This is a genomic window from Mycobacterium sp. NPDC048908 (assembly GCF_043197955.1).
In the GTDB taxonomy this organism is placed as follows: domain Bacteria; phylum Actinomycetota; class Actinomycetes; order Mycobacteriales; family Mycobacteriaceae; genus Mycobacterium.
Window position 1 is genome coordinate 723,534 of sequence record NZ_JBICUE010000001.1, and the last position, 25,345, is coordinate 748,878.

Consider the following 25,345-nt stretch of genomic DNA (forward strand, 5'->3'; position numbering starts at 1 on the left):
TCGTTGATAGACGGTTCCAAGCTGCGCCGCGCGGAATCGTGTCCGGACAATTCAAGATGAGGAGCTCGCCGTGACGGAGTGGTCTGCGGGATTACCGTCGCAGAAACAGGTGCTCGAGCTACTCGACGGAGAGTTCGCGCGGGCGGGCTACGAGATCGAAGACGTGGTGATCGACACCGCCGCGCGCCCACCCCGGATCACCGTCGTCGCCGACGGCGACCAACCACTCGATCTTGATTCGATTGCTGCGCTGTCGCGCTCGGCCTCCGATGTGCTCGACCGCATCGAAACTGCGCCGTATGTCCTTGAAGTCACCTCGCCTGGCGTCGACCGACCGCTGACCACCGAGAAACACTTCCGGCGCGCCCGCGGGCGCAAGGTCGACCTCACGCTCTCCGACGGCTCGCAACTGATCGGACGGCTCGGCGAAATCCGTGACGGCACTGTGCGACTCGTGGTTCGCGAAGGTGCCAGAGCGGACTTTTCGGTCCGTGAACTTCCAGTCGACGCGATTACCAAAGCCGTTGTGCAGGTTGAGTTTTCGCCGCCAAGCCAGCGCGAGCTGGAGCTGGCGGGCCAACGGGGGAAGGAGGCTTCAGCGTGAACATCGACATGGCGGCGTTGCACGCCATCGAGGCCGACAAGGGCATCTCCGTCGACGTCGTCGTGGAAACCATCAAGTCGGCGCTGCTGACCGCCTATCGGCACACCGAGGGCCATGAGGCCGACGCCCGCATCGACATCGACCGCAAGACCGGCGTGGTCAAGGTGCTGGCGCGTCAGACCGACGACGACGGCAACGTCATCCACGAATGGGACGACACCCCTGAGGGTTTCGGCCGCATCGCCGCGACGACCGCCCGCCAGGTGATCCTGCAGCGGTTGCGTGACGCGGAAAACGAGAAGAACTACGGCGAATTCTCGGCCCGCGAGGGCGACATCGTCGGCGGCGTCATCCAGCGCGACGCGCGCGCGAACGCCCGCGGGTTGGTCGTGGTCCGAATGGGCAGTGAGACCAAGGGATCCGAGGGTGTGATTCCCGCCGCCGAGCAGGTGCCCGGTGAGCGGTATGAGCACGGCGACCGGTTGCGGTGCTACGTCGTCGGCGTCACCCGCGGTGCCCGCGAGCCGTTGATCACGTTGTCGCGCACCCATCCCAACCTCGTGCGCAAGCTGTTCTCGCTTGAGGTTCCCGAGATCGCCGACGGGTCCGTCGAGATCGTCGCGGTGGCGCGCGAGGCGGGCCACCGCTCCAAGATCGCGGTGACGTCGCGGGTGCCCGGCCTCAACGCCAAGGGTGCGTGCATCGGCCCGATGGGGCAGCGGGTGCGCAATGTGATGAGTGAGTTGTCCGGCGAGAAGATCGACATCATCGACTACGACGAGGACCCGGCCCGGTTTGTGGCCAACGCGCTGTCGCCCGCCAAGGTGGTGTCGGTGACCGTCATCGACGAGGCGGCGCGCGCCGCCCGTGTCGTGGTGCCTGATTTCCAGCTGTCGCTGGCGATCGGGAAGGAGGGCCAGAACGCGCGGTTGGCCGCCAGGTTGACCGGCTGGCGGATCGACATCCGAAGCGACGCTGTTCCAGCCGATAGGCCGACTTCAAAGCCGGATCCGGCCCATGGAGCGGCCCGCGACCGGTAAACGCCGTCAGACCAGCACTGCCGTTTGTCGTTTGCGACCGGTGGGACGGTAGACTCAGCTGTGACCCAGCGCGAGACTTCGGCTACTGATGCCCGCGCCGCCGCCGACGCCCCCAGGGGACCGGTGCGGACTTGCATCGGCTGCCGAAAGCGAGAGCTGGCCGTCGAACTGCTTCGGGTAGTCGCCGTTGACGGGAATGGTGAACACACCGTGACCGTTGACCCAGCGAGAAAGTTGCCGGGGCGGGGTGCGTGGCTGCATCCCGAGCAGGCGTGCCTAGACGCGGCAATTCGGCGGCGAGCTTTCGTCCGAGCGCTGCGGATCGCCGGTTCACCGGACATCACTGCGGTGGTAGAGCACTTCAAAGCAGGTGAAGGGCTTGATACACCCGGCAAGAGAACAGGTAGCGAAGAACATGAGCACACCGTGAAGTCCCGATGACCATGCGTCATAGCTAACCCGAGGCGCGGCGCCTACCACCGCTGTCGCCTCTCAGACAGGAGATGTAGTGGCAGGTAAGGCCCGTGTACACGAGTTGGCCAAGGAACTCGGTGTCACCAGCAAGGAAGTACTCGCCCGGCTGAGCGAACAGGGCGAATTCGTCAAATCCGCGTCCTCCACAGTGGAGGCACCCGTCGCGCGTCGACTGCGCGAATCGTTCGGTGGCGCGAAGCCTGCCGCCGAAAAGGCCGCGGCCGCGGGTAACGGCGCGCCGGCCAAGGCCGCAGAGCCGAAGGCGCCCGCGAAGCCGGCCGCCCCCAAACCCGCGCCGCCCGCGGCCCCGGCAGAGCCCGTGGCTGCGCCCCCGGCAGCGGCCGCTGCAGCGGCCCCGCCTGCGGCACCAACGCCGGCCCGACCGGCCCCGACTCCCGGCGCGACCCCAGGTCCTCGGCCCGGCCCGACACCGGGCGCACCCAAGCCGGCGGCGCGCACTCCGCGGGTGGGTAACAACCCGTTCTCCTCGCAGCAGCCGGTCGACCGGCCGATTCCTCGCCCGCAGGCACCGCGTCCCGGTGCCCCACGGCCGGGCGCCCCTCGCCCCGGCATGTCGCCGGGCAACATGCCGCCGCGTCCCGGCGGAGCCCGCCCGGCTCCCGGCGGGCGTCCCGGTGGACCGCGTCCAGGCCCCGGCGGCCGTGGCCCCGGTGCGGGCACCGGTGGTCGTCCTGGCGGTGGTGGTGGCGGCGGCGGTAACTACCGCGGCGGCGGCGCCGGTGGCGGAGGAGGCGCTCCTGCAGGCGGCGGTTACCGCGGCCGCCCCGGCGGTGGTGGACGCCCAGGTCAGCGCGGCGGAGCGGCGGGCGCATTCGGTCGTCCCGGCGGCGCGCCGAAGCGTGGCCGCAAGTCGAAGCGGGCGAAACGCGCCGAATACGAGAACATGCAGGCCCCGGTCGTCGGCGGCGTGCGGCTGCCGCACGGCAACGGCGAAACCATCCGGTTGGCCCGCGGCGCCTCGCTGAGCGACTTCGCCGAGAAGATCGACGCCAATCCGGCCGCGCTGGTGCAGGCGCTGTTCAACCTCGGCGAGATGGTGACCGCGACGCAGTCGGTCGGTGACGACACCCTCGAGCTGCTCGGCAGCGAGATGAACTACAAGGTGCAGGTCGTGTCCCCGGAGGACGAGGACCGCGAACTGCTCGAGTCGTTCGACCTCACCTACGGCGAGGACGAGGGCGGCGAGGACGACCTCGAGGTCCGTCCGCCGGTCGTCACGGTCATGGGCCACGTCGACCACGGCAAGACCCGACTGCTCGACACGATCCGAAACGCCACTGTCCGCGAGGGCGAAGCCGGCGGCATCACCCAGCACATCGGCGCCTACCAGGTCGAGGTCGACCTCGACGGCACGATCCGGCCGATCACCTTCATCGACACCCCGGGTCACGAGGCGTTCACCGCCATGCGTGCCCGCGGCGCGAAGGCCACCGACATCGCGATCCTGGTGGTCGCGGCCGACGACGGCGTGATGCCGCAGACGGTGGAGGCGCTCAACCACGCGCAGGCGGCGGAGGTGCCGATCGTGGTTGCGGTCAACAAGATCGACAAGGAAGGTGCCGATCCGCAGAAGATCCGCGGGCAGCTCACCGAATACGGTCTGATCCCCGAGGAGTACGGCGGCGACACGATGTTCGTCGACATCTCCGCCAAGGCGGGCACCAATATCGAGGCCCTGCTCGAGGCGGTCGTGCTGACGGCCGACGCATCGCTGGACCTGCGGGCCAACCCCGATATGGAGGCTCAGGGTGTGGCGATCGAAGCGCACCTGGACCGCGGTCGCGGCCCGGTGGCCACCGTGCTGATCCAGCGCGGCACGCTGCACGTCGGCGACTCGGTGGTGGCAGGCGACGCCTACGGTCGCGTGCGCCGCATGGTCGACGAGCACGGCGAGGATGTGGAGGCGGCGCTGCCGTCGCGGCCCGTGCAGGTCATCGGGTTCACGTCGGTGCCTGGCGCCGGTGACAACTTCCTCGTCGTCGACGAGGACCGCATCGCCCGCCAGATCGCCGACCGGCGCAGCGCGCGCAAGCGCAACGCGCTGGCCGCCCGCAGTCGCAAGCGGATCAGCCTGGAGGACCTGGATTCGGCGCTGAAGGAAACCAGCCAGCTGAACCTGATCCTCAAGGGCGACAACGCCGGTACGGTCGAGGCGCTCGAGGAGGCCCTGCTGGGCATCCAGGTCGACGACGAGGTCGAACTGCGCGTCATCGACCGCGGCGTCGGTGGCGTCACCGAGACCAACGTCAACCTGGCGTCGGCCTCGGACGCGATCATCATCGGCTTCAACGTCCGCGCCGAGGGCAAGGCCACCGAACTGGCCAACCGTGAGGGTGTGGAGATCCGCTACTACTCGGTGATCTACCAGGCCATCGATGAGATCGAGAGCGCGCTGAAGGGCATGCTCAAGCCGGTGTACGAGGAGCGCGAACTCGGCCGTGCCGAGATCCGCGCCATCTTCCGGTCGTCGAAGGTCGGCAACATCGCGGGTTGCCTCGTCCAGTCGGGCATCATCCGCCGTAACGCCAAGGCCCGGTTGTTGCGTGACAGCGTGGTGGTCGCCGAGAACCTCACCGTGTCGTCGCTGCGTCGCGAGAAGGACGATGTCACCGAGGTCCGCGAAGGCTACGAGTGCGGTTTGACGCTGACCTACTCCGACATCAAGGAAGGCGACATCATCGAGACATACGAGTTGGTTGAAAAAGCGCGTGTGTAGGAGCGTCGATATCAATGGCTGACCCCGCACGGGCAAAGCGGTTGGCCAAGCGCATCTCAACCCTCGTCGCCACGGCGATCGAGTACGAGATCAAAGATCCCCGGCTGGCGGGTGTCACGATCACCGACGCCAAGATGACCGGCGATCTGCACGACGCCACGCTGTACTACACGGTGATCGGTCGCAGTCTCGAGGACGAGCCGGACTACGCGGGCGCGGCTGCCGCGCTGGAAAAGGCGAAGGGCGTCCTGCGGACGAAGGTGGGCGCGGCGCTCGGGGTGCGGTTCACCCCGACGCTGGCGTTCGAACGCGACACCGTGCCGGATGCGGCACACCGGATGGAGGATCTGCTGGCTCGCGCGCGCGCCGCAGATGAGGATTTGGCTAGAGTTCGGCAGGGTGCCAAGCACGCGGGCGACGAGGACCCGTACCGTAAGGTCGGGGCCGAGGGTTCGGGCGGGGACTTGGACGACGGGCTTGATGCTGAGGACACCGGTGACCGCAACCGACAAGATGACTGACGCCCCTGCTCTCACAGGCCTGCGCGTCGACGCCAGAGCGGCGGCCGATCTGCTCGATGCGGCCACCACCATCAGCGTGGTCTGCCATGTGTATCCCGATGCCGACACCATCGGAGCAGGGCTGGCTCTCGCGTTGGTGCTCGAAAAGGCGGGCAAGGCGGTCGAAGTGAGTTTCGCCGCGCCTGCACTGCTGCCCGAATCGTTGCAGTCGCTGCCCGGTGGCCACCTGCTGGTCGGGCCGGACGAGATGCGTCGTGACGCCGAACTCATCGTCACTGTCGACATCCCGAGCGTGAATCGGCTCGGCACCCTCGGCGAACTCGCCGACCCAGGCCGCGAAGTGCTCGTCATCGACCACCACGCCTCCAACCAGCTGTTCGGTACCGCCAACTATGTCGACCCGTCGGCCGACTCGACCACGATGCTGGTCGCCGAGATGCTCGACGCCTGGGGCAAGCCGATCGACATCGGTGTCGCGCACTGCCTGTATGCCGGACTGACCACCGACACCGGGTCGTTCCGCTGGGCCAGCGCCCACGCGCATCGGCTGGCGGCCCGGCTGGTGGAGCTCGGGGTGGACAACGCGTCGATCAGCCGCACCCTGCTCGACACGCATCCGTTCGCGTGGCTGCCCATGTTGTCGCGTGTGCTGGCCTCCGCGGAGCTTCTTCCCGACGCGGCCGGGGGCCGTGGACTGGTGTATGCCGTTGTGCGACACGAGGAGTGGGCCGACGCGCGGCCCGAGGAAGTCGAGAGCATCGTCGACATCGTGCGCACCACGCAGCAAGCGGAGGTGGCCGCGGTGTTCAAGGAGATCGAACCCGACCACTGGTCGGTGTCGATGCGGGCCAAGTCCTTCAACCTCACGGGGGTGGCGAGCGCGTTCGGCGGCGGAGGCCATCCGCATGCGGCGGGCTACTCGGCCACCGGGTCTGTCGACGACGTCGTTCAGGCGCTGTATAACGCCCTTGGCTGAACCGCAGCCCCTGGCCCCCGCCAGCGGTCGGCGGATCGCCGCACTGGCATTTCCCGCGCTCGGGGTGCTGGCGGCCGAGCCGATCTATCTGCTCTTCGACCTCGCCGTGGTCGGCCGACTCGGCGCCCTGGCGCTGGCCGGCCTCGCGATCGGCGCGCTGATCCTGAGCACGGTCAGCTCGCAGATGACCTTCCTGTCCTACGGGACCACCGCGCGCTCGGCGCGGTTCTTCGGCGCGGGCGACCGCGCCGCCGCAGTCGCGGAGGGTGTGCAGGCCACCTGGCTGGCGCTGGGGTTGGGCGCCACGATCGTCGTCGTGGTGCAGGCCGTCGCGAAGCCGCTGGTGTCGGTGTTGGCGGCCGGCGGCGAGATCGCCAGTGAGGCAATGCCGTGGGTCCGCATCGCGATCGTCGGCGTGCCCGCGATCCTGGTCTCGGCGGCCGGCAACGGCTGGATGCGCGGAGTGCAGGACACCGTACGGCCGCTGCGCTACGTGGTCACCGGCTTCGCGGTGTCCGCGGTGTTGTGTCCACTGTTGGTGTACGGCTGGCTCGGCATGCCACGGTGGGAGCTGGCCGGGTCGGCCGTGGCCAACCTGGTGGGGCAGTGGGTGGCCGCCGTGCTCTTCATGCGCTCGCTGCTCGTCGAGCGGGTGTCGTTGCGTATTCATCCGGCGGTGTTGCGTGCGCAGGTGGTGATGGGCCGCGACCTGGTGCTGCGAACGTTGGCTTTCCAGGCCTGTTTCGTGTCGGCGGGCGCGGTGGCCGCCCGGTTCGGCGCGGCCGCCGTCGCTGCGCACCAAGTGGTGCTGCAACTGTGGAATTTCCTTGCGCTGGTGCTTGATTCGCTGGCGATCGCCGCGCAGTCATTGGTCGGCGCGGCACTGGGTGCGGGCCAGTTGGCGCATGCGAAGTCCGTCGCATGGCGGGTGACGATCTTTTCGACGCTGGCCGCGGCGGTGCTTGCCATCGTGTTCGCGGTCGGGGCGTCGGTGTTCCCGAGCGTGTTCACCGACGACAGATCCGTGCTCGATGCGATCGGGGTGCCGTGGTGGTTCATGGTGGCCCAATTACCGGTTGCCGGAATCGTTTTCGCACTTGACGGGGTGCTGCTCGGCGCCGGTGATGCGAAATTCATGCGCAACGCCACCCTGATCAGCGCATTGGTCGGGTTCCTGCCGTTGATCTGGCTGTCGCTTGCGTTCGGCTGGGGCCTGCTCGGAATCTGGTCTGGCCTCAGCAGTTTCATGGTGCTGAGGCTGGCTTTTGTCGGATGGCGTGCGTTCTCCGGTCACTGGCTGGTACCGGGCACCGGCTGACGGTCGTCGCGCCGCCCTGGTTGAGGCTCTTAGCCGCCCGGCGGCGGGTTCTGCTAGCCGAGTCGGGCGATCACCGCCCAGCCGAATTCGTTGGTCTTCACCTGGACGTGGCCGAACCCTGCCCCCGCCAATCGGTCCGGCAGGGATGCCGGATCGACCGGGTTATAGGTGTCGTCCTCGTGGTGGGCCCTCAAGTCCTCGCTGGCGAGGCTGTCACTGGCCACCAGCGCGGCGCCCGGTTGCAGCACCCTCGCCACTTCGGCGAACAACCGATCCTGCAGTTCGGCCGTTGGGACGTGGTGCAGCATCGTGAAACACGCCGCGCCCGAGAAGCTGTCGTCGGGGTATTCCAGCGCGGTCGCATCGCCGTGCACGATCTGCACGGACGGGACGTCCGCGAACCGGCCCGTCAGCATCGCCGCCAGTTCGTCGTCGATCTCCACTGCGGTGAGTCGAGGCACCGTCTTGCTGAGCACATCGGTGCTCGCACCGTAGCCGGGCCCGACCTCGAGCACGTTGTCGCCGAGATCCGTCCCACCCAACGCCCACGGCAGGATGTCCTCCCGGATCGCTTGGCGCCATTCGTCGCTGCCACACGCCTCGTGTGCCTTGTTCATCGGATTTGCGCCCTTCCGCGCTGCAGCACGGCGTCCCGGTTGGCGGCGATGTCGTCACCGGTCGCCGAGTTCATCCACTGCTTGGCCGACACCGCCTCGATCCACAGACCCGGCCCGGTCGACGCGTCGTCAATGCGGTGATAGGACGCCAACAGCGCCCGGACGGCCTTCTGGTTGTTGCCTGCAATGGACCCGGCGACCCGACGCGCCGCAGGCAGCAACTCGTCGTGTGCCACCACCTCGGTGACCAGTCCCGCCCGCAACGCGTCGTCGGCCGACAAATAGTCACCGGTCAGGCTCATGCGGCGGGCCAGCCCGACGCCCACCTTCTGCGGCAGCCGCACGCTCAACCCCCACGTGGGCAGCAGCCCGACACGAGCGTGCGTATCGGCGAACCGGGCCTGCTCAGAGGCGATCAGGATGTCGCAGTACAACGCAATCTCCAGCCCGCCCGTCACCGCCGCGCCGTTGATCGCGCCGATCACCGGCTTCGTCATCGGCGGCCACTGCGGCGAAATGTCCGGCAGCTGCGACGTGTCGCCCAGTTCCTTGAGGTCGAGCCCCGCGCAGAACACCGGGTCGGCGCCGGTCACGATCACGACGTCGACGTCCGCGTCGGCCTCCGCGTCGCGCAGCGCGGCGAAGAAGCACCTGCGAAGCTCCGCCGACAACGCATTGCGTGACTGCGGCCGGTTCAGCGTCAAGGTGCGAACCCGGTCTTCGGTTTCGATGAGCAGGATCTCATTGCTATTGGGCCTCGTCATGAAGCAAACCTATCGTGGCAGTATGTGCCGAAACATCACCGAGCTACGCGGCCTGCAACCGGCGGCCACCGCCGAGGAGATCGAGGCCGCCGCGCGGCAGTATGTCCGCAAGGTCAGCGGTATGACCCGCCCGACGGGCGCCAACGTCGAGCCCTTCGAGACAGCGGTCGCCGAAGTCGCCGACGTCACCGCCCGGCTGCTGGCCAGCCTGGCGCCGCGACGGCAACCGCCGAAGACCGTGCCGCCGTTGCGCCGTCCCGAGGTGCGCGCGCGGCTCAACGTGACATGACCGAGCCGGCGCTCAAGGAGTGGAGCGCCGCGGTGCACGCGCTACTCGACGGCAGGCAGACCGTCCTGCTGCGTAAAGGTGGCATCCACGAAAAGCGCTTCGCCGTAGCGGCTTCCCGTTTCCTGTTGTTTCCCACCGTCGCTCACAGCCACGCCCAGCGGGTCCGACCGGAACACCGCGATCTACTCGATTCGGCCGCGGCCGACAGCACCGACGAGGGGTTGGTGGTTCGCGCGGGGGCGAAAGTCGTTGCCGCCGTGGAGGTGAAGCGGCCTGACGCGCTCGACGAGATCGCCGACCTGCACATCTGGACCGCCGACTCCGTCAAGAACGACCGACTGGACTTCCGGCCCAAACACCGGCTCACCGTGCTGGTCGTGGAGGCCAGCCCACTTGCCCAGCCGCTGCCGTTGGCCAGGGCACCCGAGTACGCGGGCTGCAAGAGTTGGGTGGCACTGCCGATCGATCCGATCTGGGCGGCTCCGGTGCACGACGATCCTGCGCTGCAGCGGATCGCCGCCCGCGTGCGCGCCGCCGTCGGCTGACGACTGGTCCGATACGCGAAGACAACGGCCCTTTCGCGAATAATCCGCCGTCGCAGTCGAGGCGCGTGGCCGCCCGCGGGTATCTCCCTCGAGTGGCGGAAGGAGGACCGTCGTCTACGGCAAGGTGCACACCGTGACCGGGTCATCGATCGTCTACGGCCAGGCTGGCCCACACCGTCTTTCCGCTCAATGGGGGATCACACCCCCACGCGCGACTGACTTCGGCCACCATCTCGAGTCCACTTCGCGGCGCTTCGGGAACGTAACGGGTGACACCGTTTCGGGCGAGTAATTCGCGGGTGGCCACCTCACAAGACACCAGCTTCAGCGGCACCTCAGGCCACCGGTTTTGTTGCCAACAGGCGCTGGTGAACACCGCCACCGCCGACGGTGCAGGCACGTTGAGATCGTTGACGTCCACGATAAGCCCGACGGGCTCGTCGAGTGGGGCCTTGACGATCGAGTCACGCAGCTCTGATCTGCAGCGACGGGTGCATGTCCTTGACGCCGTCAGTGGTGGCCCCGGATCGGCCCGTGCAAACGACGCATTGTCACCGACCCGACGGCGGTCGCGGCCCCGCCGGGAGCACAAGCCGCGAGGTACCGCCGTCGCCGAGGTGCACGGTGTGTTTCGCCGTCGCGAGCCGCTTGCCGGTGAGCACCGGCTCACCCGTGCCGAGGTTGCGGACGAACCGCGGATGCGACCCACCCGCGATCAGCACCCGGATGCGCGCTCCGGCGGGGAAGCGGTGGGCGATCGCGTCCAGTTCCATCCGGATGGTGCGCGGATCCGGCGAATCCGTTGTGGCACTGAGGTACCCGTCGCTGACATTGCGAGACCGGCCCCGCGCATCGACCTCACTGAGCCTGACGAAGAGATCGTGGTTCGTGTTGTCGCACGAATGCGAAAGCTGCATCAGCGGGGTCCCGACAACGTAGAGGTCCGCCGGCAGCGGGGCGCTGGTGAACGCGAGCACGTCGGCCCTCTCGGCCAGCCGGGTGTCGTCGAGGTAGCCGCCCGATGCCAGCAGCCGGCCACCGATGGTCGGTGTCGGGTCCGACGGATCAAAGGTGAAGCTCGCCGCCGGCACGTCCTGATCCGGTGCCGCGGCGCCCAAGTGACCTGCTGGCCGCAGATACAAGGCATGTTCGGGCATGGCCGGCGGCCAGTCGTCGAGCACGCGCCAGCCGTGGCCGTTGAGGTGGATCCGCACTGGTTTGCGCGCCACCGTGCGGATGCCCGCGACATGAGTGTCCAACCACTGCAACGATTCCCGGACCAGGGTCCCGGCGCCTTTGGTCATCATCTGGCCGTGGTTCCACGGCCCGACAGTGAGGGCGACGGGAACGTCGCGCTCGCGCAGGCGTCGGTACTGTGCCAGTGACTGCTCCAGGAAAACGTCCTGCCAACCGCTCAGCAGAAGCACAGGAATCCGTGCGCGTTCCAGCGCCTGATGCAGTTGCAGCTTCGCCCAGTGCGGATCGCGGTACTCGGGGTGATCGAGCCAGTCCTCCAACCACGGTGCGCCCGCGCCGAGGAATCGGCGGGCCGATTCCCCAAGGGGCAGCGCGTTGGTCGCCGCCGTCAGCGCGTGCCGGGCCCGGATCTGGCGGACGACGGTCCGGATGGTGCGCGGTTCCTCCTGCCGGGCCACCATGTCGGACCAACCGAGGAAATCATCGAGCCCGAAAGACCCTGTGCCCCAACGCGGTCCGCTCAAGTCGTGGGGCCCCGCGATGATGACCGACGCCGCCATTCCCTGCGGGGGATCGGTGAGCAGCGCCCACTGCGTGAATCCCAGGTAGGACATCCCAATGGTGGCGAACGAACCGGTGAACCACGGTTGGTCGCGAAGCCAGGCTGCGGTGTCGGCGCCGTCGGCGGTTTCGTTGACCATCGGATCGAATACGCCGCCGGAGCCGAATGTGCCTCTGACGCTTTGGAAGACGACGTGATAGCCGCGAGCGGCGAACATCTGGGCGAACAGCAGTGAGGACGGCCAGCCGCGGCCGTAGGGGCCACGAAGCAGAAGGGTGCCCGAGGGATTCGCAGTCGCGGGGTGGTAGTGGTCGGCGATCAACTCGACGCCGTCCCGCATCGGCACCCGCACGTCCCGGATGACGTGGAACTCGGTGGTGTGCGGCGGCAGGTCGAGCAGTTTGCTCAGTGTGCGGCCGGCGACCTGCCGGACCCGCGAGATGAGGGGTGACGAGGCGCCGACGCTTACTGCGGTCACCTGTCGAAGGCTAGTACTTGTAGAAGTTGCTCAGCTCACGGCCGCGTTGCAGGTTGGTCTGCAGGCAGTCGACGTCGTCGGCGGAGTACTTCGGCGAATAGAACAGCGTCTGCTGGATGACGCCGTAACTGGTCTTGTACGCGATCCCGCAGGTGATCCACCAGCGGTCGTTCCAGTCGGTGGGCTTCATGACCCAGTACTGCGCCGCCCGGTGGCCGTTGATGTCCATCTCGAGGGCGTCGGGCGGCAGCGTCGCCTCATAGGTGCGCCAGACGAATGCTTCGACGGTCATCTGGTAGTTGCCCGCGTCATAGTGGCAGCGCAACCCGTCTTCGTGGGCGGGCGGGGTGAATGCCAGCCCGATCTGCTGGACGACGTCGAGCGGGATGTCTTCGCAGGGGTCGAACGGCCGCGGGTCGACCGTCTGGATGACCGGCCACTTGATCGTCGTCGCCACATCGGACAGCGGGGCGGCCGTCGACCGTAACTCGACGGCGCCGGGGGCTTTCGGCTCGGCCGGATTTGCCTGACAGACCGCGAACACGCCCGCGACCAGCGCACACAGTGCCGACAGGACGCGCAGTCTGGCGGCCATCGAACCCCCTTGCTGTCGTGGCGGCTGGGCCGCCTGCGTCGTCCGACCCTGCGGGGGAGTGTAGCCGTCCGCGGAAGCCGCCAGGCCGGTAAACGAGAACATGTTCTAGTTGCCGGATCGGGGCACCACGCTAGCGCAAGTAGGCTGGTCGGCTGTGACACGAGACGGCCGCCGACCCACGCTCTGGGCGATCAGCGACCTCCACACCGGTCACACGGGCAACAAGCCGGTCACGGAGTCGTTGTATCCGTCGTCGCCCGACGACTGGCTGATCGTCGCAGGGGACGTCGCCGAACGCACCGACGAAGTGCACTGGTCGCTCGACCTGTTGCAAAAGCGCTTCGCCAAGGTCATCTGGGTACCGGGCAACCACGAGCTGTGGACCACCAACCGCGACCCGATGCAGATCTTCGGCAAGGCGCGCTACGACTACTTCGTCAACATGTGCGACGAGATGGGCATCATCACCCCCGAGCATCCATTCCCGGTGTGGACCGAAGAGGGGGGCCCGGCCACCATCGTGCCGATGTTCCTGCTGTACGACTACACCTTCCTACCGCAGGGCGCGGCGACCAAGGCCGAGGGGCTGGCGATCGCCCGCGAGCGCAACGTGGTCGGCACCGATGAGTTCTTGTTGTCCTCCGAGCCCTACGCCACCCGCGACGCGTGGTCCCGTGACCGGGTGGCCTACACCCGTAAGCGACTGGAGGACCTCGACTGGATGACACCGACCGTGCTGGTGAACCACTTCCCGCTGCTCCGCGAACCCTGCGATGCGATGTTCTATCCGGAGTTCGCGATGTGGTGTGGCACCACCGCCACCGCCGACTGGCACACTCGCTACAACGCCGTCTGCTCCGTCTACGGCCATCTGCACATCCCGCGCACCACGTGGTATGACGGCGTGCGGCACGAAGAGGTGTCGGTGGGCTACCCGCGAGAATGGCGGCGGCGCAAACCATATCGGTGGCTTCGGCAGATCCTTCCTGACCCCCAGTACGCGCCGGGATACCTCAACGAGTTCGGGGGCCACTTCCAGATCACCCAGGAGATGCGTGAGCACGCCGAGAAGGTGCAGGCGCGCATCAGGACACGGCAGTCATGACCAGCGCCCCGTTGCTCGGCGTCGTGCTGCCCGGCGCCGACGCGCTTGCCGCCGCCGAACTGTACGACGATCCACCGGAATTGGCGCCGCTGCCAGAAGAGGAGCCGCTGATCGCGAAGTCGGTCGCCAAGCGCCGCAACGAGTTCGTCACCGTGCGGTACTGCGCCCGAAAGGCCATGGGTGAACTGGGTGTGCCGCCGGTGCCCATCCTGAAGGGGGACAAGGGGGAGCCGTGCTGGCCTGATGGCATCGTCGGCAGCCTGACCCACACCACGGGTTTTCGGGGCGCGGCCGTCGGCCGCGTCGGCGCGGTGCGGTCGGTCGGCATCGACGCCGAACCGCATGACGTGCTGCCCGACGGCGTGCTGGACGCCATCAGCCTGCCGAAGGAGCGGTTGGAACTGCAGGTCATGCCCGCAGGCCTGCACTGGGACCGAATCTTGTTCTGCGCCAAGGAAGCTACCTACAAGGCGTGGTTCCCGCTGACGCACCGGTGGCTGGGGTTCGAGGACGCCCACATCACGTTCGACGTCGACGAGACGGGCAGCGCGGGGCGCTTCCAATCCCGCATTCTCATCGATCCGGCCGCCGAACACGGCCCACCGCTGGAAACGCTGTCGGGACGCTGGTCGGTTCGCGACGGCTTGGCGCTGACAGCGATCGTGCTGTGACCGATCCCGGATTGGTCATCGTTGACAAGCCGGCCGGCATCACCAGCCATGACGTGGTCGGCCGCTGTAGGCGGATCTTCGGCACCCGCAAGGTGGGCCACGCCGGCACGCTGGATCCGATGGCCACCGGCGTCCTCGTCGTCGGAGTGCAACGAGCCACCAAGATCCTCGGCCTGCTGACCGCGACCGACAAGTCGTATGCCGCGACCATTCGGCTGGGCCAGACCACAACCACCGAAGACGCCGAAGGTGAGCTGCTGCAATCTGTTTCGGCTCGCGAGGTGACCGACGCGCAGGTCCGGGACGCGGTCGCCGCGCTGCGGGGCGAGATCGCACAGGTGCCGTCGACCGTGAGTGCCGTGAAAGTCGGCGGCAAGCGCGCATACAAGCTTGTCCGGGAGGGGCAGGTCGTCGAACTGGCGCCCCGCGATGTTCGTGTCGACAGATTCGATGTGCTGGCCGTCCACCGCGATGACGATCTGATCGACGTCGACGTCGAGGTCGATTGCTCCAGCGGGACCTACATCCGCGCGCTGGCCCGTGACGTGGGCACCGCGTTGGGTGTCGGCGGTCATCTCACCGTGCTGCGGCGCACCAGGGTCGGCCGGTTCGGGCTGGATCAGGCCCGCACGCTCGACGACTTGACCGAGCGGCCGCAGCTGAGCTATTCCCTGGACGAGGCGTGCCTGCAGTCGTTTCCGTGCCGCACCCTGACCGACGCCGAGGCCGAGGACACCCAGCACGGCAGGCCGTTGACGCCAGCCGGCATCGAAGGCGTCTACGCCGCGACGAGCGCAGGCGGCGAGGTCATCGCGTTGTTGACCGATCATGCCAGTCGCACCAAGTCGGTGGTGGTGCTGCGCCCGGCCACGCTCTGACCATTGATCAGCTGCCCCTTATCAGCCTAGGCTGATGAATATGCCCGCCGACAAATTGGCCGAGGACGTGGCCGGGGCGCTGCTGCTGTGCATGGGTCTGCTGCGCCGACGACTGCGACAGGTGCCCGTCACCGATGAGCTCAGCTTTCCCGAGACCGCGGCGCTCGGCAGGCTTGACCGCGGTGGTCCGGCCACGTCGGCCGACCTCGCCCGTCAGGAACAGATCAGCCCGCAGTCGATGGGGGCCACGCTGGCCCACCTCGAGGCGCGCGGCCTCGTCAAGCGGCAGCCGGACCCTGACGACGGCAGGCGCATCCTGTTGTCCCTGAGCGCCGCAGGCAGACGCGTTCTCAACCGGCGGCGCAGCGCGCGCGTCGAACAGCTCGCCAACGGCCTGGCTGATTTCACCCCCACCGAGCTCGAACAGCTCGCGGTCGCCGCGCCCCTGATCGAGCGACTGGCATACCACCTCTAGATGGCTACCGACCAGCTCGAGGTGACCACCCGCGACAACTACCGTTGGGTCGCTCTGACCAACACCACCGCTGCGGTGTTCATGTCTGCGCTCGACGGGTCCATCGTGATCATCTCGCTGCCCGCGATATTCCGTGGCATTCATCTCGATCCGCTCGCGCCCACCAACATCGCGTACCTGTTGTGGATGATCATGGGCTACCGGCTGGTGCAATCGGTGCTCGTGGTCACGCTCGGCCGCATCGGCGACATGTACGGCCGGGTCCGGGTGTACAACTTCGGGTTCACGGTGTTCACGGTCGCGTCAATCCTGTTGTCGTTCGACCCCTTCAGTGGCGCGGCGGCCGCGCAGTGGCTGATCGGCTGGCGGCTGCTGCAGGCCGTCGGCGGATCGATGCTGACGGCGAACTCGGCGGCGATCCTCACCGACGCGTTCCCGCCGGACCGGCGCGGCTTCGCGCTCGGCTTCAACCAGGTGGCCGCGTTGGCAGGCCAATTCATCGGCCTTGTCGCGGGCGGGCTGCTGGCGGCGTGGGATTGGCGGGCGGTGTTCTGGGTGAATGTGCCGGTCGGCGTGTTCGGCACGGTGTGGGCCTACCGGCGCCTGCGTGACAACGGACGACGACACCGCGGACGCATCGACTGGTGGGGCAACATCACGTTCGCGCTCGGGCTCGCCGCGGTTCTGATCGCGATCACCAGCGGGATTCAGCCCCACGGCGGCCACACCACCGGGTGGCACAGTCCGTTCGTGCTGGCCACGCTGGCGGCCGGTGTGCTCTCGCTGATCGCGTTCGTCGTCATCGAATCGCGGGTCGCCGAACCGATGATCCGGCCGACCCTGTTCAAGATCCGCGCATTCACCGCGGGCAATATGGCCGCGCTGGCCGCGGCGCTGGCGCAGGGCGGCCTGCAGTTCATGTTGATCATCTGGCTGCAGGGCATCTGGTTGCCGCTGCACGGTTATGACTACGCAGAGACGCCGCTGTGGGCGGGCATCTTCATGCTGCCGTTGACCGCCGGCTTTCTCATTGCCGGCCCGGCGGCCGGGGCGCTGTCCGACCGATTCGGCGCACGCGGCATCGCGTCGATCGGCATGTTGGCGTTCGGGCTCAGCTTCGTCGGGCTGCTGTTGCTGCCGATCAACTTTCCGTATTGGGCGTTCGCAACGCTGATCGCGCTCAACGGAATTGGCAGCGGCATGTTCGCGGCGCCGAACACGTCGGCGATCATGGGTAGCGTGCCGCCGGAAGAACGCGGGGTGGTGTCGGGGATGCGCGCGACGTTCCAGAACAGCGGTACCGCCCTGTCGATCGGCGTGTTCTTCTCGCTGATGATCGTCGGCCTTGCCGGCACCCTGCCCGCCGCTCTGACGAGTGGTCTACAGGGTCAGGGTGTGCCGCATGCGGTCGCTGAACAGGTCGCCGGGCTGCCGCCGGTGTCCACGCTGTTCGCCGCAGTGCTGGGCGTCAATCCGCTCGAGCACCTGCTGGAGCCGAGCGGAGTCTTGGCCCACCTGCCCGCCCATAACGTCGCCACGATCACCGGTGGCGAGTTCTTCCCCCACCTGATCTCCGATCCCTTCCATCACGGACTTGTCGTGGTGTTCGGCGTTTCGATCGCCCTTTCCATCTTGGCCGGCGTCGCCTCGCTGGCTCGCGGGCGCTCGCCGCGTGGCTAACCGACGACCCAAATCGCTTCTGCCGCAGGGCTTCCCAAGTCCACGGTGATTTCCGTATCGCCAGCGGACTCGGGATTGTTGACCGCGACCGAGATCATCCCCGCGAAGTCGCGCCTGGCCACCACCCGTACCCGGGAGTCCAGGCTGATGCCCACCGTGTCGAAGTACCGCAGCATCTCGGGGTCGGCATCAGAGATGCGGGCCACTGTCCCTGACTCGCCGTCGTGGCAGACCGACAGTTGCCGCGCATCCGGCGTCGGTACCTGGCCGTCCTTGGCCGGGATCGGATCGCCGTGCGGGTCCCGGGTCGGATGCCCCAGCTTGGCGTCGATGCGGTCGAGCATTCGGTCGGATACCGCGTGCTCGAGCACCTCCGCCTCGTCGTGTACCTCGTCCCAGCTGTAGCCGAGTTCGCGGACCAGGAACGTCTCCATCAACCGGTGCCTGCGCACCATCGCCAGCGCCGCCCGCCTGCCCGCCTCGGTCAGCGTGACCGCGCCGTACTTCTCGTGGTCCACCAGGCCCTGGTCGGCGAGCTTGCGAATGGATTCGGATGCCGTGGAGGCCGACACACCGATCCGTTCGGCCAACAACTTGGTGCTGACCTTCTCCAGCGACCATTCCTGGGCGGTCCAGATCACTTTGAGGTAGTCCTGAGCGACCGTGGTCAGGTCGCGAGGGGCGTCTTCAGGACTCACGGGTAAGAAGTTTAGGCAATCTTCACCTGATCTGGTGGTCCTGCGCAGCCCCCCGCATTGGTGCGCCGTAGGCTTGGGTGCTGTGCAGCGCTGGCGGGGGCAAGACGACATCCCGACGGACTGGGGCCGATGCGTCGTGACGATCGGCGTGTTCGACGGTGTGCATCGCGGGCATCAGGATTTGATCAATCACGCCGTCAAGGCCGGACGCAGCCGCGGCGTGCCTTCGGTGCTGATGACGTTCGACCCGCATCCCATGGAGGTGGTGTTCCCCGGGAGCCACCCGGCGCAGTTGACGACGTTGACGCGGCGCGCCGAATTGGTCGAGGAAATGGGCATCGACGTCTTTCTGGTGATGCCGTTCACCACTGACTTCATGAAGCTGACCCCGGACCGCTATATCCACGAGTTGCTCGTCGAGCACCTGCATGTGGTCGAAGTCGTGGTGGGGGAGAACTTCACCTTCGGCAAGAAGGCGGCGGGCAACGTCGACACGCTGCGCAAGGCCGGTGAGCGGTTCGGCTTCGCCGTGCAGGGCATGTCCCTGGTCAGCGAGCACCACCAGAACGAAGACATCACGTTCTCGTCGACGTACATCCGGTCCTGCGTGGACGCCGGCGACGTGGTGGCGGCCGCCGAGGCCCTTGGTCGTCCGCACCGAGTCGAGGGCGTGGTGGTCCGCGGCGAGGGCCGCGGACAGGTGCTCGGGTTCCCGACGGCCAACGTCGCGCCGCCGATGTACTCGGCGATCCCGGCCGACGGCGTGTACGCCGCGTGGTTCACCGTGCTCGGACACGGTCCGATCACAGGGAGTGTCGTCCCGGGGGAGCGGTATCAGGCCGCGGTCTCGGTGGGTACCAACCCGACGTTCTCCGGCCGCACCCGCACGGTCGAAGCGTTCGTCCTCGACACCAACGCCGACCTGTACGGCCAGCACGTCGCGGTGGACTTCGTCGCGAGGATCCGCGGCCAGGAGAGGTTCGATCGGGTCGAAGACCTGGTCGCCACCATGGGCGAAGACACCGAGCACGCCCGCACGATTCTGTCCGCGACGTGACCCGCTGCTAGACTGCCTGCCGACCCGGCGTGTGCTGCAGTTCGCGGTGGCCCGCCCTCGTAATTTGTCGCGGACCGATTTGATGGAGTTAATTCGTGGCGCTCACTGCCGAACAGAAGAAGGACATTCTGGGCCAGTACGGCCTGCATGACACCGACACCGGTTCGCCGGAAGCCCAGGTCGCGCTGCTGACCAAGCGCATCGCCGACCTGACCGAGCACCTCAAGGTGCATAAGCACGACCACCACTCGCGGCGCGGGCTGCTGCTGCTCGTCGGCCGCCGCCGGCGGCTGCTCAAGTACGTCGCCCAGGTGGACGTCGAGCGGTACCGCTCGCTGATCGAGCGGCTCGGCTTGCGCCGCTGAGCGGCGAATCGGGCTCCCGCCGCTGACTAAAAGCGAGGCGGTCCGCGTTGAGCGATGTGTGACCGACTCCGCGTATGTCTTTGGTAGCGAAGACGTCGAAATCGCCCGGCTGCAGACGCAGGCCGCACTCCTCGCCGAACCGACTGCCTTTCTCCTGCAGCGCGGCGGCATTCGCCCGGGCATGCGCGTTCTCGACCTCGGCAGCGGTCCTGGCGACGTCGCGTTCCAAGTGGCGCAGATGGTCGGCCCCGACGGCCGGGTGGTCGGCGTCGAGCGGGATGCCGCGCAGCTGACGGCCGCGAACCAGCGTCGCGATCAGCTCGGTTGGGACAACGTGGAGTTCCGCGAGGGCGACGTGCGCAGCTTCGTCGATGAGGAGCCCTTCGACGCGGTGGTCTGTCGACTGCTGCTGATGCACCTGCCGGACGCGGTCGACGTGCTGGCCCACCAACGGCGCAACCTTCGCTCGGATGGAGTCGTCGTCGCGATCGATTACGACGGGGGCGGTATGCGCACGCTGCCCGAGGTCGAGCTGTATTCGCGGATGGTGCAGTGGCTGAGGGCGGGCTTCGCGCACGCGCGCGCCGACCTCGACACCGGGATGCGCCTTCCGGTCCTCTTCGATCAAGCGGGGTACCGCGACGTCAACACGCTCGGGTTCCAGCTCTACTGGCCCCCACGCACACCGCAGGTTGTTGCCTACCTGACCAGCGTGGTTTGCGCGATCAAGGCCGCGATCGTGGCCTCCGGCGTCACCACCGAGGCAGAGATGGATCTCGATACTTTGGCGGAGCGTCTCGGACAAGAGATAGACGCCGCGAACGCGGTGGTGACGTTGCCGACTGTGGTCGGCGGGTGGGCAAAGCGCCCCTGAACGCTCGGTTTCGGGCGCGTACCTGCAACAAGGTAGGATGTTCCTGTTCGTCAGCCGCTTGGCTCGAACAACCGGGTGCGGCTCTCGCATATCCGCGAGCACCGTTCCCGCGTCTCATATCGGAACCCGCTTGATCGCGCGGTCTTCGGTAGTGGCTGCCGGGTAGCGATCCCGACAGCTTCGATCGATGGCCGTAGCCGCATCCAGGCCGGTGGTTCACACGCTGTGACGACGCGAAACAGCTGAACAGTGCAAACACTGCTTGTAGAGAGGCCATACGGACACCCATGTCTGTAGTCGAAATTGAAGACGGCGTGTACGAATCAACCGCTGTGATCGACAACGGGAGCTTCGGCACCCGCACCATCCGCTTCGAGACCGGTCGGCTGGCCCAGCAGGCCGCCGGTTCCGCCGTCGCCTACCTGGACGACGAAACGATGCTGCTGTCGGCGACCACCGCCAGCAAGAACCCCAAAGACCACTTCGACTTCTTCCCGTTGACCGTCGATGTGGAGGAGCGCATGTACGCCGCCGGGCGCATCCCCGGCTCGTTCTTCCGTCGTGAGGGCCGACCCTCCACCGACGCGATCCTGACCTGCCGGCTGATCGACCGGCCGCTGCGCCCGTCGTTCGTCGACGGGCTGCGCAACGAGATTCAGGTCGTGGTGACCGTGCTGTCGCTGGACCCGCAGGAGCTGTACGACGTCGTCGCGATCAACGCGGCATCGATGTCCACCCAGCTGGCCGGTCTGCCGTTCAGCGGTCCGATCGGCGGCGTGCGGGTTTCGCTGATCGACGGGACCTGGGTCGCGTTCCCCACCGTCGAACAGGATGAGAAGGCCGTGTTCGACATGGTGGTCGCGGGCCGGGTTCTCGAAGACGGTGACGTCGCCATCATGATGGTCGAGGCCGAGGCCACCGAGAACGTGGTCGAACTGGTCGCGGGCGGCGCCCAGGCGCCGACGGAAACCGTTGTGGCAGAAGGCCTGGAGGCCGCCAAGCCGTTCATCAAGGCGCTGTGCGCGGCCCAGCAGGAGTTGGCCGACCGCGCCGCCAAGCCGACCGGCGAGTATCCGGTCTTCCCCGATTACGCCGAGGACGTCTACTACTCCGTCGCTTCCGTCGCGACGGACGCGCTGTCCGAGGCGCTGACCATCGCGGGCAAGAACGAGCGCAACGAGCGCACCGACGAGATCAAGGCCGAGGTGCTCGAGCGACTGGCCGAGCAGTTTGCCGGCCGCGAGAAGGAGATCGGCGCCGCGTTCCGGTCGTTGACCAAAAAGCTTGTGCGCCAGCGCATTCTGAGCGATCACTTCCGCATCGACGGTCGCGGCATCACCGACATCCGCGCCCTGTCCGCGGAGGTGGCCGTGGTGCCGCGGGCGCACGGCAGCGCGCTGTTCGAGCGCGGTGAGACTCAGATCCTGGGTGTCACCACGCTTGACATGATCAAGATGGCCCAGCAGATCGACTCGCTCGGGCCCGAGACCACCAAGCGCTACATGCACCATTACAACTTCCCGCCGTATTCGACCGGTGAGACCGGCCGCGTCGGTTCGCCGAAGCGCCGCGAGATCGGCCACGGCGCGCTGGCGGAGCGGGCGTTGGTGCCGGTGCTGCCCAGCATCGAGGAGTTCCCGTACGCGATCCGGCAGGTGTCGGAGGCATTGGGCTCCAACGGATCTACGTCGATGGGCTCGGTGTGTGCGTCGACGCTGGCGCTGCTGAATGCCGGTGTGCCGCTGAAGGCACCGGTGGCGGGTATCGCGATGGGTCTGGTGTCCGATGATGTCGAGACCGAAGGTGGCGGTACGGAGCGTCGCTTCGTCGCACTGACCGACATCCTCGGTGCCGAGGACGCGTTCGGCGACATGGACTTCAAGGTCGCGGGCACCAAGGACTTCGTCACCGCGCTGCAGTTGGACACCAAGCTCGACGGCATTCCGTCGCAGGTGCTGGCCGGCGCACTGGCGCAGGCCAAGGACGCCCGGCTGACCATCCTCGAGGTGATGGCCGAAGCGATCGACACCCCCGACGAGATGAGCCCGTATGCACCGCGCATTACCACCATCAAGGTGCCAGTGGACAAGATCGGCGAGGTGATCGGGCCCAAGGGCAAGATGATCAACTCGATCACCGAGGAAACCGGCGCCCAGATTTCGATCGAGGACGACGGCACGGTGTTCGTCGGGGCGTCCGACGGTGTGTCGGCACAGGCCGCGATCGACAAGATCAACGCGATCGCCAATCCGCAGCTGCCCAAGATCGGCGAGCGGTTCCTCGGAACAGTGGTCAAGACAACCGATTTCGGTGCCTTCGTGTCACTGCTGCCGGGTCGCGACGGGCTTGTGCACATCTCGAAGCTCGGCAAGGGCAAGCGCATCGCCAAGGTCGAAGACGTGGTCAAGGTCGGCGACAAGCTGCGCGTGGAGATCGCGGATATCGACAACCGCGGCAAGATCTCGCTGGTCCTGGTCGCCGAAGAGGACGCTGCGGATGCCGCGGACACCGCTGCCGACGCACCCGCGGACGCGCCTGCCGATGCCGCAACTGCCAGCAGCTAGGTCCCGGGCGCTGCATCGCGGCGCCATCGCCGACAAATCGTCGGATGTGGTTCGCCGCAGCACGTTGCCCGGTGGCCTGCGAGTTGTCACAGAGTTCATTCCCGCGGTGCGTTCGGCGTCGGTCGGGGTGTGGGTCGGTGTCGGATCGCGCGACGAGGGCCGTACCGTGGCCGGCGCCGCGCACTTCCTCGAGCATCTGTTGTTCAAGGGGACTCCGAATCGGACGGCCGTCGACATCGCCCAGGCGGTCGACGCCGTCGGCGGCGAGCTGAATGCGTTCACCGCCAGGGAGCACACCTGCTATTACGCACACGTGCTCGACACCGACCTGGCGCTTGCCGTCGACATGGTCGCCGATGTGGTGCTGCGTGGCCACTGTGCGGCCGAGGACGTCGAGGTCGAACGGGACGTGGTGCTCGAGGAGATCGCGATGCGCGACGACGACCCCGAGGACACGCTGGGCGACCTGTTTCTCGCCGCGATGTTCAGCGAGCACCCGGTCGGCCGACCGGTGATCGGCACCGTCGAGTCGATCTCGTCGATGACACGCGCACAACTACATTCGTTCCACCTTCGTCGCTACACCCCAGAGCGGATGGTGGTCGCGGTGGCGGGCAACGTCGATCACGACGAGGTCGTGGCGTTGGTGCGTGAACACTTCGGCCCGAGCATGATTCGCGGGAGACGCCCGGTTCCGCCCCGCAAGGGCAGCGGCCGGGTCACCGGCAAACCCACGCTGCGGTTTGTCAACCGCGACGCCGAGCAGACCCACCTGTCGCTCGGCGTGCGCACCCCCGGCAGGCACTGGGACCACCGCTGGGCGCTGTCGGTCCTCAACACCGCTCTAGGCGGCGGACTGAGTTCCCGCCTCTTCCAAGAGATTCGGGAGACGCGTGGACTGGCGTACTCCGTGTACTCGACAATCGACACGTTCTCGGACAGTGGGGCGTTGTCGATCTACGCCGGGTGCCAGCCCGAGCGGTTCGACGAGGTCGTCCGGGTGACCACACAGGTGCTCGAAGAGGTTGCGCGCGACGGCATCACCGCGGCCGAATGCCGAATCGCGAAGGGCTCCATGCGCGGCGGACTGGTGCTCGGCCTCGAGGATTCCGGCTCGCGGATGAACCGGATCGGCCGCAGCGAACTCAACTACGGCGAACACCGAAGCATCGCGCACACGCTCAGCAAGATCGACGCCGTCACCCTGGAGGAAGTGAATGCGGTCGCGCATCAACTGCTGTCGCGTCCTTTCGGCGCCGCGGTCCTTGGCCCGCACCGGTCGAAAAGGTCTCTGCCGCAGCCGCTTCGGAGGATCGCCTGCTGATCGGTAACCTGGACGCGATGACCGGACTGTCTCGGCGCCAGGCGCTCCTCGGCGGATTGACATTCGCGGCAGCGGCCGCATGCGCAACCAAACCCGTGCTGGCCGACCCGGCGGAGCCGTTGCCGCCCATCGAGGATCGCGTCGCAGCATTGGAGCAACGCCACAACGCGTACGTCGGCGTGTTCGCCGTTGACCTCATCGGCGGCCGATCGCTGTCGCATCGCGGCCAGGAGACGTTCGCCATGTGCTCGACGTTCAAGGGCTACGCGGCCGGACGGGTACTGCAGATGGTCGAACAGGGCCAGCTGACGTTGGATCAGCAGGTGTTCGTCGATCCGGCCGCGATTGTCGCGAACTCACCGCGGACCGAGCCAAGGGCAGGCGGCAGCATGACTCTCGACGAGCTGTGTCAAGCCGCGCTGCAGGTGAGCGACAACACCGCGGGCAATCTGCTGCTGAAGACCATCGGCGGCCCGCCGGCCATCACGGCGTTCGCTCGAAGCATCGGCGACCAGAGATCGAGGCTGGACCGCTGGGAGACTGCGTTGAATTCCGCGATTCCTGGCGACCCTCGCGATACCAGCACGCCGGAAGCGCTCGGGGGCGGGTATCGCGACCTCCTGGCCGGCGATGCGCTTGCCGCGCCGCAACGACAACAACTCGAGGGCTGGATGCGGGTCAACGAGACGTCGAGCATGCGCGCGGGCCTGCCCGAAGGCTGGACGACTGCCGACAAAACGGGCAGCGGTGACTACGGCACGGCCAATGACGTCGGAATCGCCTACGGTCCCGTAGGTCGGCGGGTGCTCATCGCGTTGATGACGCGATCGCAGCTCAGCGACCCGAACGCGCAGAATCTGCGGCCGCTGATCGGCGAGCTCGCCACGCTGCTGATACCCGAACTGCTTGCCTAGGCGAAGTTCGAGGGAAACACCTG

At 67.4% G+C, this 25,345-nt stretch carries 26 protein-coding genes; 20 read left to right on the forward strand and 6 right to left on the reverse strand.

Annotated elements, in window-relative coordinates:
* The first annotated feature begins 70 nt into the window (after positions 1–70).
* The 7 genes from rimP to ACGFK1_RS03525 all read left to right on the forward strand — a co-directional run bounded on the left by rimP (position 71) and on the right by ACGFK1_RS03525 (position 7,670).
* Complete coding sequence (gene rimP / locus ACGFK1_RS03495) at positions 71–604, forward strand: ribosome maturation factor RimP (RefSeq protein ID WP_393425596.1); 534 nt, start codon at positions 71–73, stop codon at positions 602–604.
* The gene (nusA, locus tag ACGFK1_RS03500; RefSeq protein WP_393425599.1) at positions 601–1,644 is read left to right on the forward strand and encodes a transcription termination factor NusA; all 1,044 of its coding nucleotides are present in this window, start codon (positions 601–603) and stop codon (positions 1,642–1,644) included. Before rimP ends, nusA begins: the two co-directional genes overlap by 4 nt.
* 60 nt (positions 1,645–1,704) lie before the next feature.
* The gene (locus ACGFK1_RS03505) at positions 1,705–2,085 is read left to right on the forward strand and encodes a YlxR family protein (RefSeq protein WP_393425602.1); all 381 of its coding nucleotides are present in this window, start codon (positions 1,705–1,707) and stop codon (positions 2,083–2,085) included.
* Positions 2,086–2,152: 67 nt separating this feature from the next.
* Positions 2,153–4,855, forward strand: coding sequence for a translation initiation factor IF-2 (infB, locus tag ACGFK1_RS03510; protein WP_393425605.1), 2,703 nt, complete (start codon positions 2,153–2,155; stop codon positions 4,853–4,855).
* 14 nt (positions 4,856–4,869) lie between these two features.
* Entirely contained in the window at positions 4,870–5,376 is a 507-nt protein-coding gene (gene rbfA, locus ACGFK1_RS03515; protein WP_393425608.1) for a 30S ribosome-binding factor RbfA, read from the forward strand.
* Positions 5,336–6,352 carry a bifunctional oligoribonuclease/PAP phosphatase NrnA gene (locus ACGFK1_RS03520; RefSeq protein ID WP_393425611.1) on the forward strand — a complete coding sequence of 339 codons (1,017 nt, stop codon included), beginning with the start codon at positions 5,336–5,338 and terminating at the stop codon, positions 6,350–6,352. The genes rbfA and ACGFK1_RS03520 overlap by 41 nt, the downstream gene beginning before the upstream one ends.
* On the forward strand, positions 6,345–7,670 hold the full coding sequence (locus ACGFK1_RS03525) for an MATE family efflux transporter (RefSeq protein WP_393425614.1): 1,326 nt from the start codon (positions 6,345–6,347) through the stop codon (positions 7,668–7,670). Before ACGFK1_RS03520 ends, ACGFK1_RS03525 begins: the two co-directional genes overlap by 8 nt.
* Positions 7,671–7,723: 53 nt before the next feature.
* Here ACGFK1_RS03525 and ACGFK1_RS03530 read toward each other — a convergent pair whose 3' ends face one another.
* A complete protein-coding gene (locus tag ACGFK1_RS03530; RefSeq protein WP_393425617.1) occupies positions 7,724–8,287 on the reverse strand; it encodes a class I SAM-dependent methyltransferase in 564 nt (187 codons plus the stop codon).
* A complete protein-coding gene (locus ACGFK1_RS03535) occupies positions 8,284–9,051 on the reverse strand; it encodes an enoyl-CoA hydratase (protein WP_393425620.1) in 768 nt (255 codons plus the stop codon). Before ACGFK1_RS03535 ends, ACGFK1_RS03530 begins: the two co-directional genes overlap by 4 nt.
* A gap of 22 nt (positions 9,052–9,073) precedes the next feature.
* On the opposite strand from ACGFK1_RS03535, the gene ACGFK1_RS03540 reads away from it, so the two are divergent.
* Both ACGFK1_RS03540 and ACGFK1_RS03545 read left to right on the forward strand, forming a co-directional pair.
* Positions 9,074–9,340, forward strand: a complete 267-nt coding sequence (locus ACGFK1_RS03540; protein WP_393425623.1) for a DUF2277 domain-containing protein — start codon at positions 9,074–9,076, stop codon at positions 9,338–9,340.
* Entirely contained in the window at positions 9,337–9,885 is a 549-nt protein-coding gene (locus ACGFK1_RS03545) for a DUF1802 family protein (RefSeq protein WP_393425626.1), read from the forward strand. The genes ACGFK1_RS03540 and ACGFK1_RS03545 overlap by 4 nt, the downstream gene beginning before the upstream one ends.
* Before the next feature lie 142 nt (positions 9,886–10,027).
* Here the strand turns inward: ACGFK1_RS03545 and ACGFK1_RS03550 are convergent, their stop codons facing one another.
* From ACGFK1_RS03550 to ACGFK1_RS03560, 3 genes are all read right to left on the reverse strand, one after another.
* Positions 10,028–10,306 carry a hypothetical protein gene (locus tag ACGFK1_RS03550; RefSeq protein ID WP_393425629.1) on the reverse strand — a complete coding sequence of 93 codons (279 nt, stop codon included), beginning with the start codon at positions 10,304–10,306 and terminating at the stop codon, positions 10,028–10,030.
* A 130-nt stretch (positions 10,307–10,436) separates the two neighbouring features.
* Positions 10,437–12,122, reverse strand: a complete 1,686-nt coding sequence (locus ACGFK1_RS03555; RefSeq protein WP_393425632.1) for a CocE/NonD family hydrolase — start codon at positions 12,120–12,122, stop codon at positions 10,437–10,439.
* Between the two features lie 10 nt (positions 12,123–12,132).
* On the reverse strand, positions 12,133–12,717 hold the full coding sequence (locus ACGFK1_RS03560; protein WP_393425635.1) for a DUF3558 domain-containing protein: 585 nt from the start codon (positions 12,715–12,717) through the stop codon (positions 12,133–12,135).
* Positions 12,718–12,871: 154 nt separating this feature from the next.
* Between ACGFK1_RS03560 and ACGFK1_RS03565 the strand changes: the two genes are divergently transcribed.
* The 5 genes from ACGFK1_RS03565 to ACGFK1_RS03585 are packed head-to-tail and all read left to right on the forward strand — an operon-like array spanning position 12,872 to position 17,526.
* Positions 12,872–13,822, forward strand: a complete 951-nt coding sequence (locus tag ACGFK1_RS03565; protein WP_393425638.1) for a metallophosphoesterase family protein — start codon at positions 12,872–12,874, stop codon at positions 13,820–13,822.
* Entirely contained in the window at positions 13,819–14,493 is a 675-nt protein-coding gene (locus ACGFK1_RS03570) for a 4'-phosphopantetheinyl transferase (protein WP_393425641.1), read from the forward strand. The genes ACGFK1_RS03565 and ACGFK1_RS03570 overlap by 4 nt, the downstream gene beginning before the upstream one ends.
* Positions 14,490–15,371 carry a tRNA pseudouridine(55) synthase TruB gene (gene truB / locus ACGFK1_RS03575; protein ID WP_393425644.1) on the forward strand — a complete coding sequence of 294 codons (882 nt, stop codon included), beginning with the start codon at positions 14,490–14,492 and terminating at the stop codon, positions 15,369–15,371. Before ACGFK1_RS03570 ends, truB begins: the two co-directional genes overlap by 4 nt.
* A 40-nt stretch (positions 15,372–15,411) precedes the next feature.
* Complete coding sequence (locus tag ACGFK1_RS03580; RefSeq protein WP_393425647.1) at positions 15,412–15,846, forward strand: MarR family winged helix-turn-helix transcriptional regulator; 435 nt, start codon at positions 15,412–15,414, stop codon at positions 15,844–15,846.
* Positions 15,847–17,526 (forward strand): MFS transporter, encoded by a 1,680-nt coding sequence (locus ACGFK1_RS03585; protein WP_393425650.1) that lies wholly within the window; start codon positions 15,847–15,849, stop codon positions 17,524–17,526. It abuts the gene before it with no gap.
* Here ACGFK1_RS03585 and mntR read toward each other — a convergent pair.
* Positions 17,523–18,335 (reverse strand): manganese-binding transcriptional regulator MntR, encoded by an 813-nt coding sequence (gene mntR, locus ACGFK1_RS03590; protein ID WP_393425653.1) that lies wholly within the window; start codon positions 18,333–18,335, stop codon positions 17,523–17,525. The genes ACGFK1_RS03585 and mntR overlap by 4 nt on opposite strands.
* On the opposite strand from mntR, the gene ACGFK1_RS03595 reads away from it, so the two are divergent.
* The 6 genes from ACGFK1_RS03595 to bla all read left to right on the forward strand — a co-directional run bounded on the left by ACGFK1_RS03595 (position 18,307) and on the right by bla (position 25,322).
* The gene (locus ACGFK1_RS03595; protein ID WP_393425656.1) at positions 18,307–19,281 is read left to right on the forward strand and encodes a bifunctional riboflavin kinase/FAD synthetase; all 975 of its coding nucleotides are present in this window, start codon (positions 18,307–18,309) and stop codon (positions 19,279–19,281) included. The genes mntR and ACGFK1_RS03595 overlap by 29 nt on opposite strands.
* Positions 19,282–19,376: 95 nt before the next feature.
* Positions 19,377–19,646: a 30S ribosomal protein S15 gene (gene rpsO, locus ACGFK1_RS03600; protein ID WP_324398576.1), complete on the forward strand. Its 270-nt coding sequence runs from the start codon at positions 19,377–19,379 to the stop codon at positions 19,644–19,646.
* A 58-nt stretch (positions 19,647–19,704) separates the two neighbouring features.
* A complete protein-coding gene (locus tag ACGFK1_RS03605) occupies positions 19,705–20,520 on the forward strand; it encodes a class I SAM-dependent methyltransferase (protein ID WP_393425660.1) in 816 nt (271 codons plus the stop codon).
* Between the two features lie 287 nt (positions 20,521–20,807).
* Positions 20,808–23,084: a polyribonucleotide nucleotidyltransferase gene (locus ACGFK1_RS03610; RefSeq protein WP_393425663.1), complete on the forward strand. Its 2,277-nt coding sequence runs from the start codon at positions 20,808–20,810 to the stop codon at positions 23,082–23,084.
* Positions 23,062–24,408 (forward strand): M16 family metallopeptidase, encoded by a 1,347-nt coding sequence (locus ACGFK1_RS03615; protein WP_393425666.1) that lies wholly within the window; start codon positions 23,062–23,064, stop codon positions 24,406–24,408. Before ACGFK1_RS03610 ends, ACGFK1_RS03615 begins: the two co-directional genes overlap by 23 nt.
* Before the next feature lie 17 nt (positions 24,409–24,425).
* On the forward strand, positions 24,426–25,322 hold the full coding sequence (gene bla, locus ACGFK1_RS03620; protein ID WP_393425669.1) for a class A beta-lactamase: 897 nt from the start codon (positions 24,426–24,428) through the stop codon (positions 25,320–25,322).
* Positions 25,323–25,345: the final 23 nt, after the last annotated feature.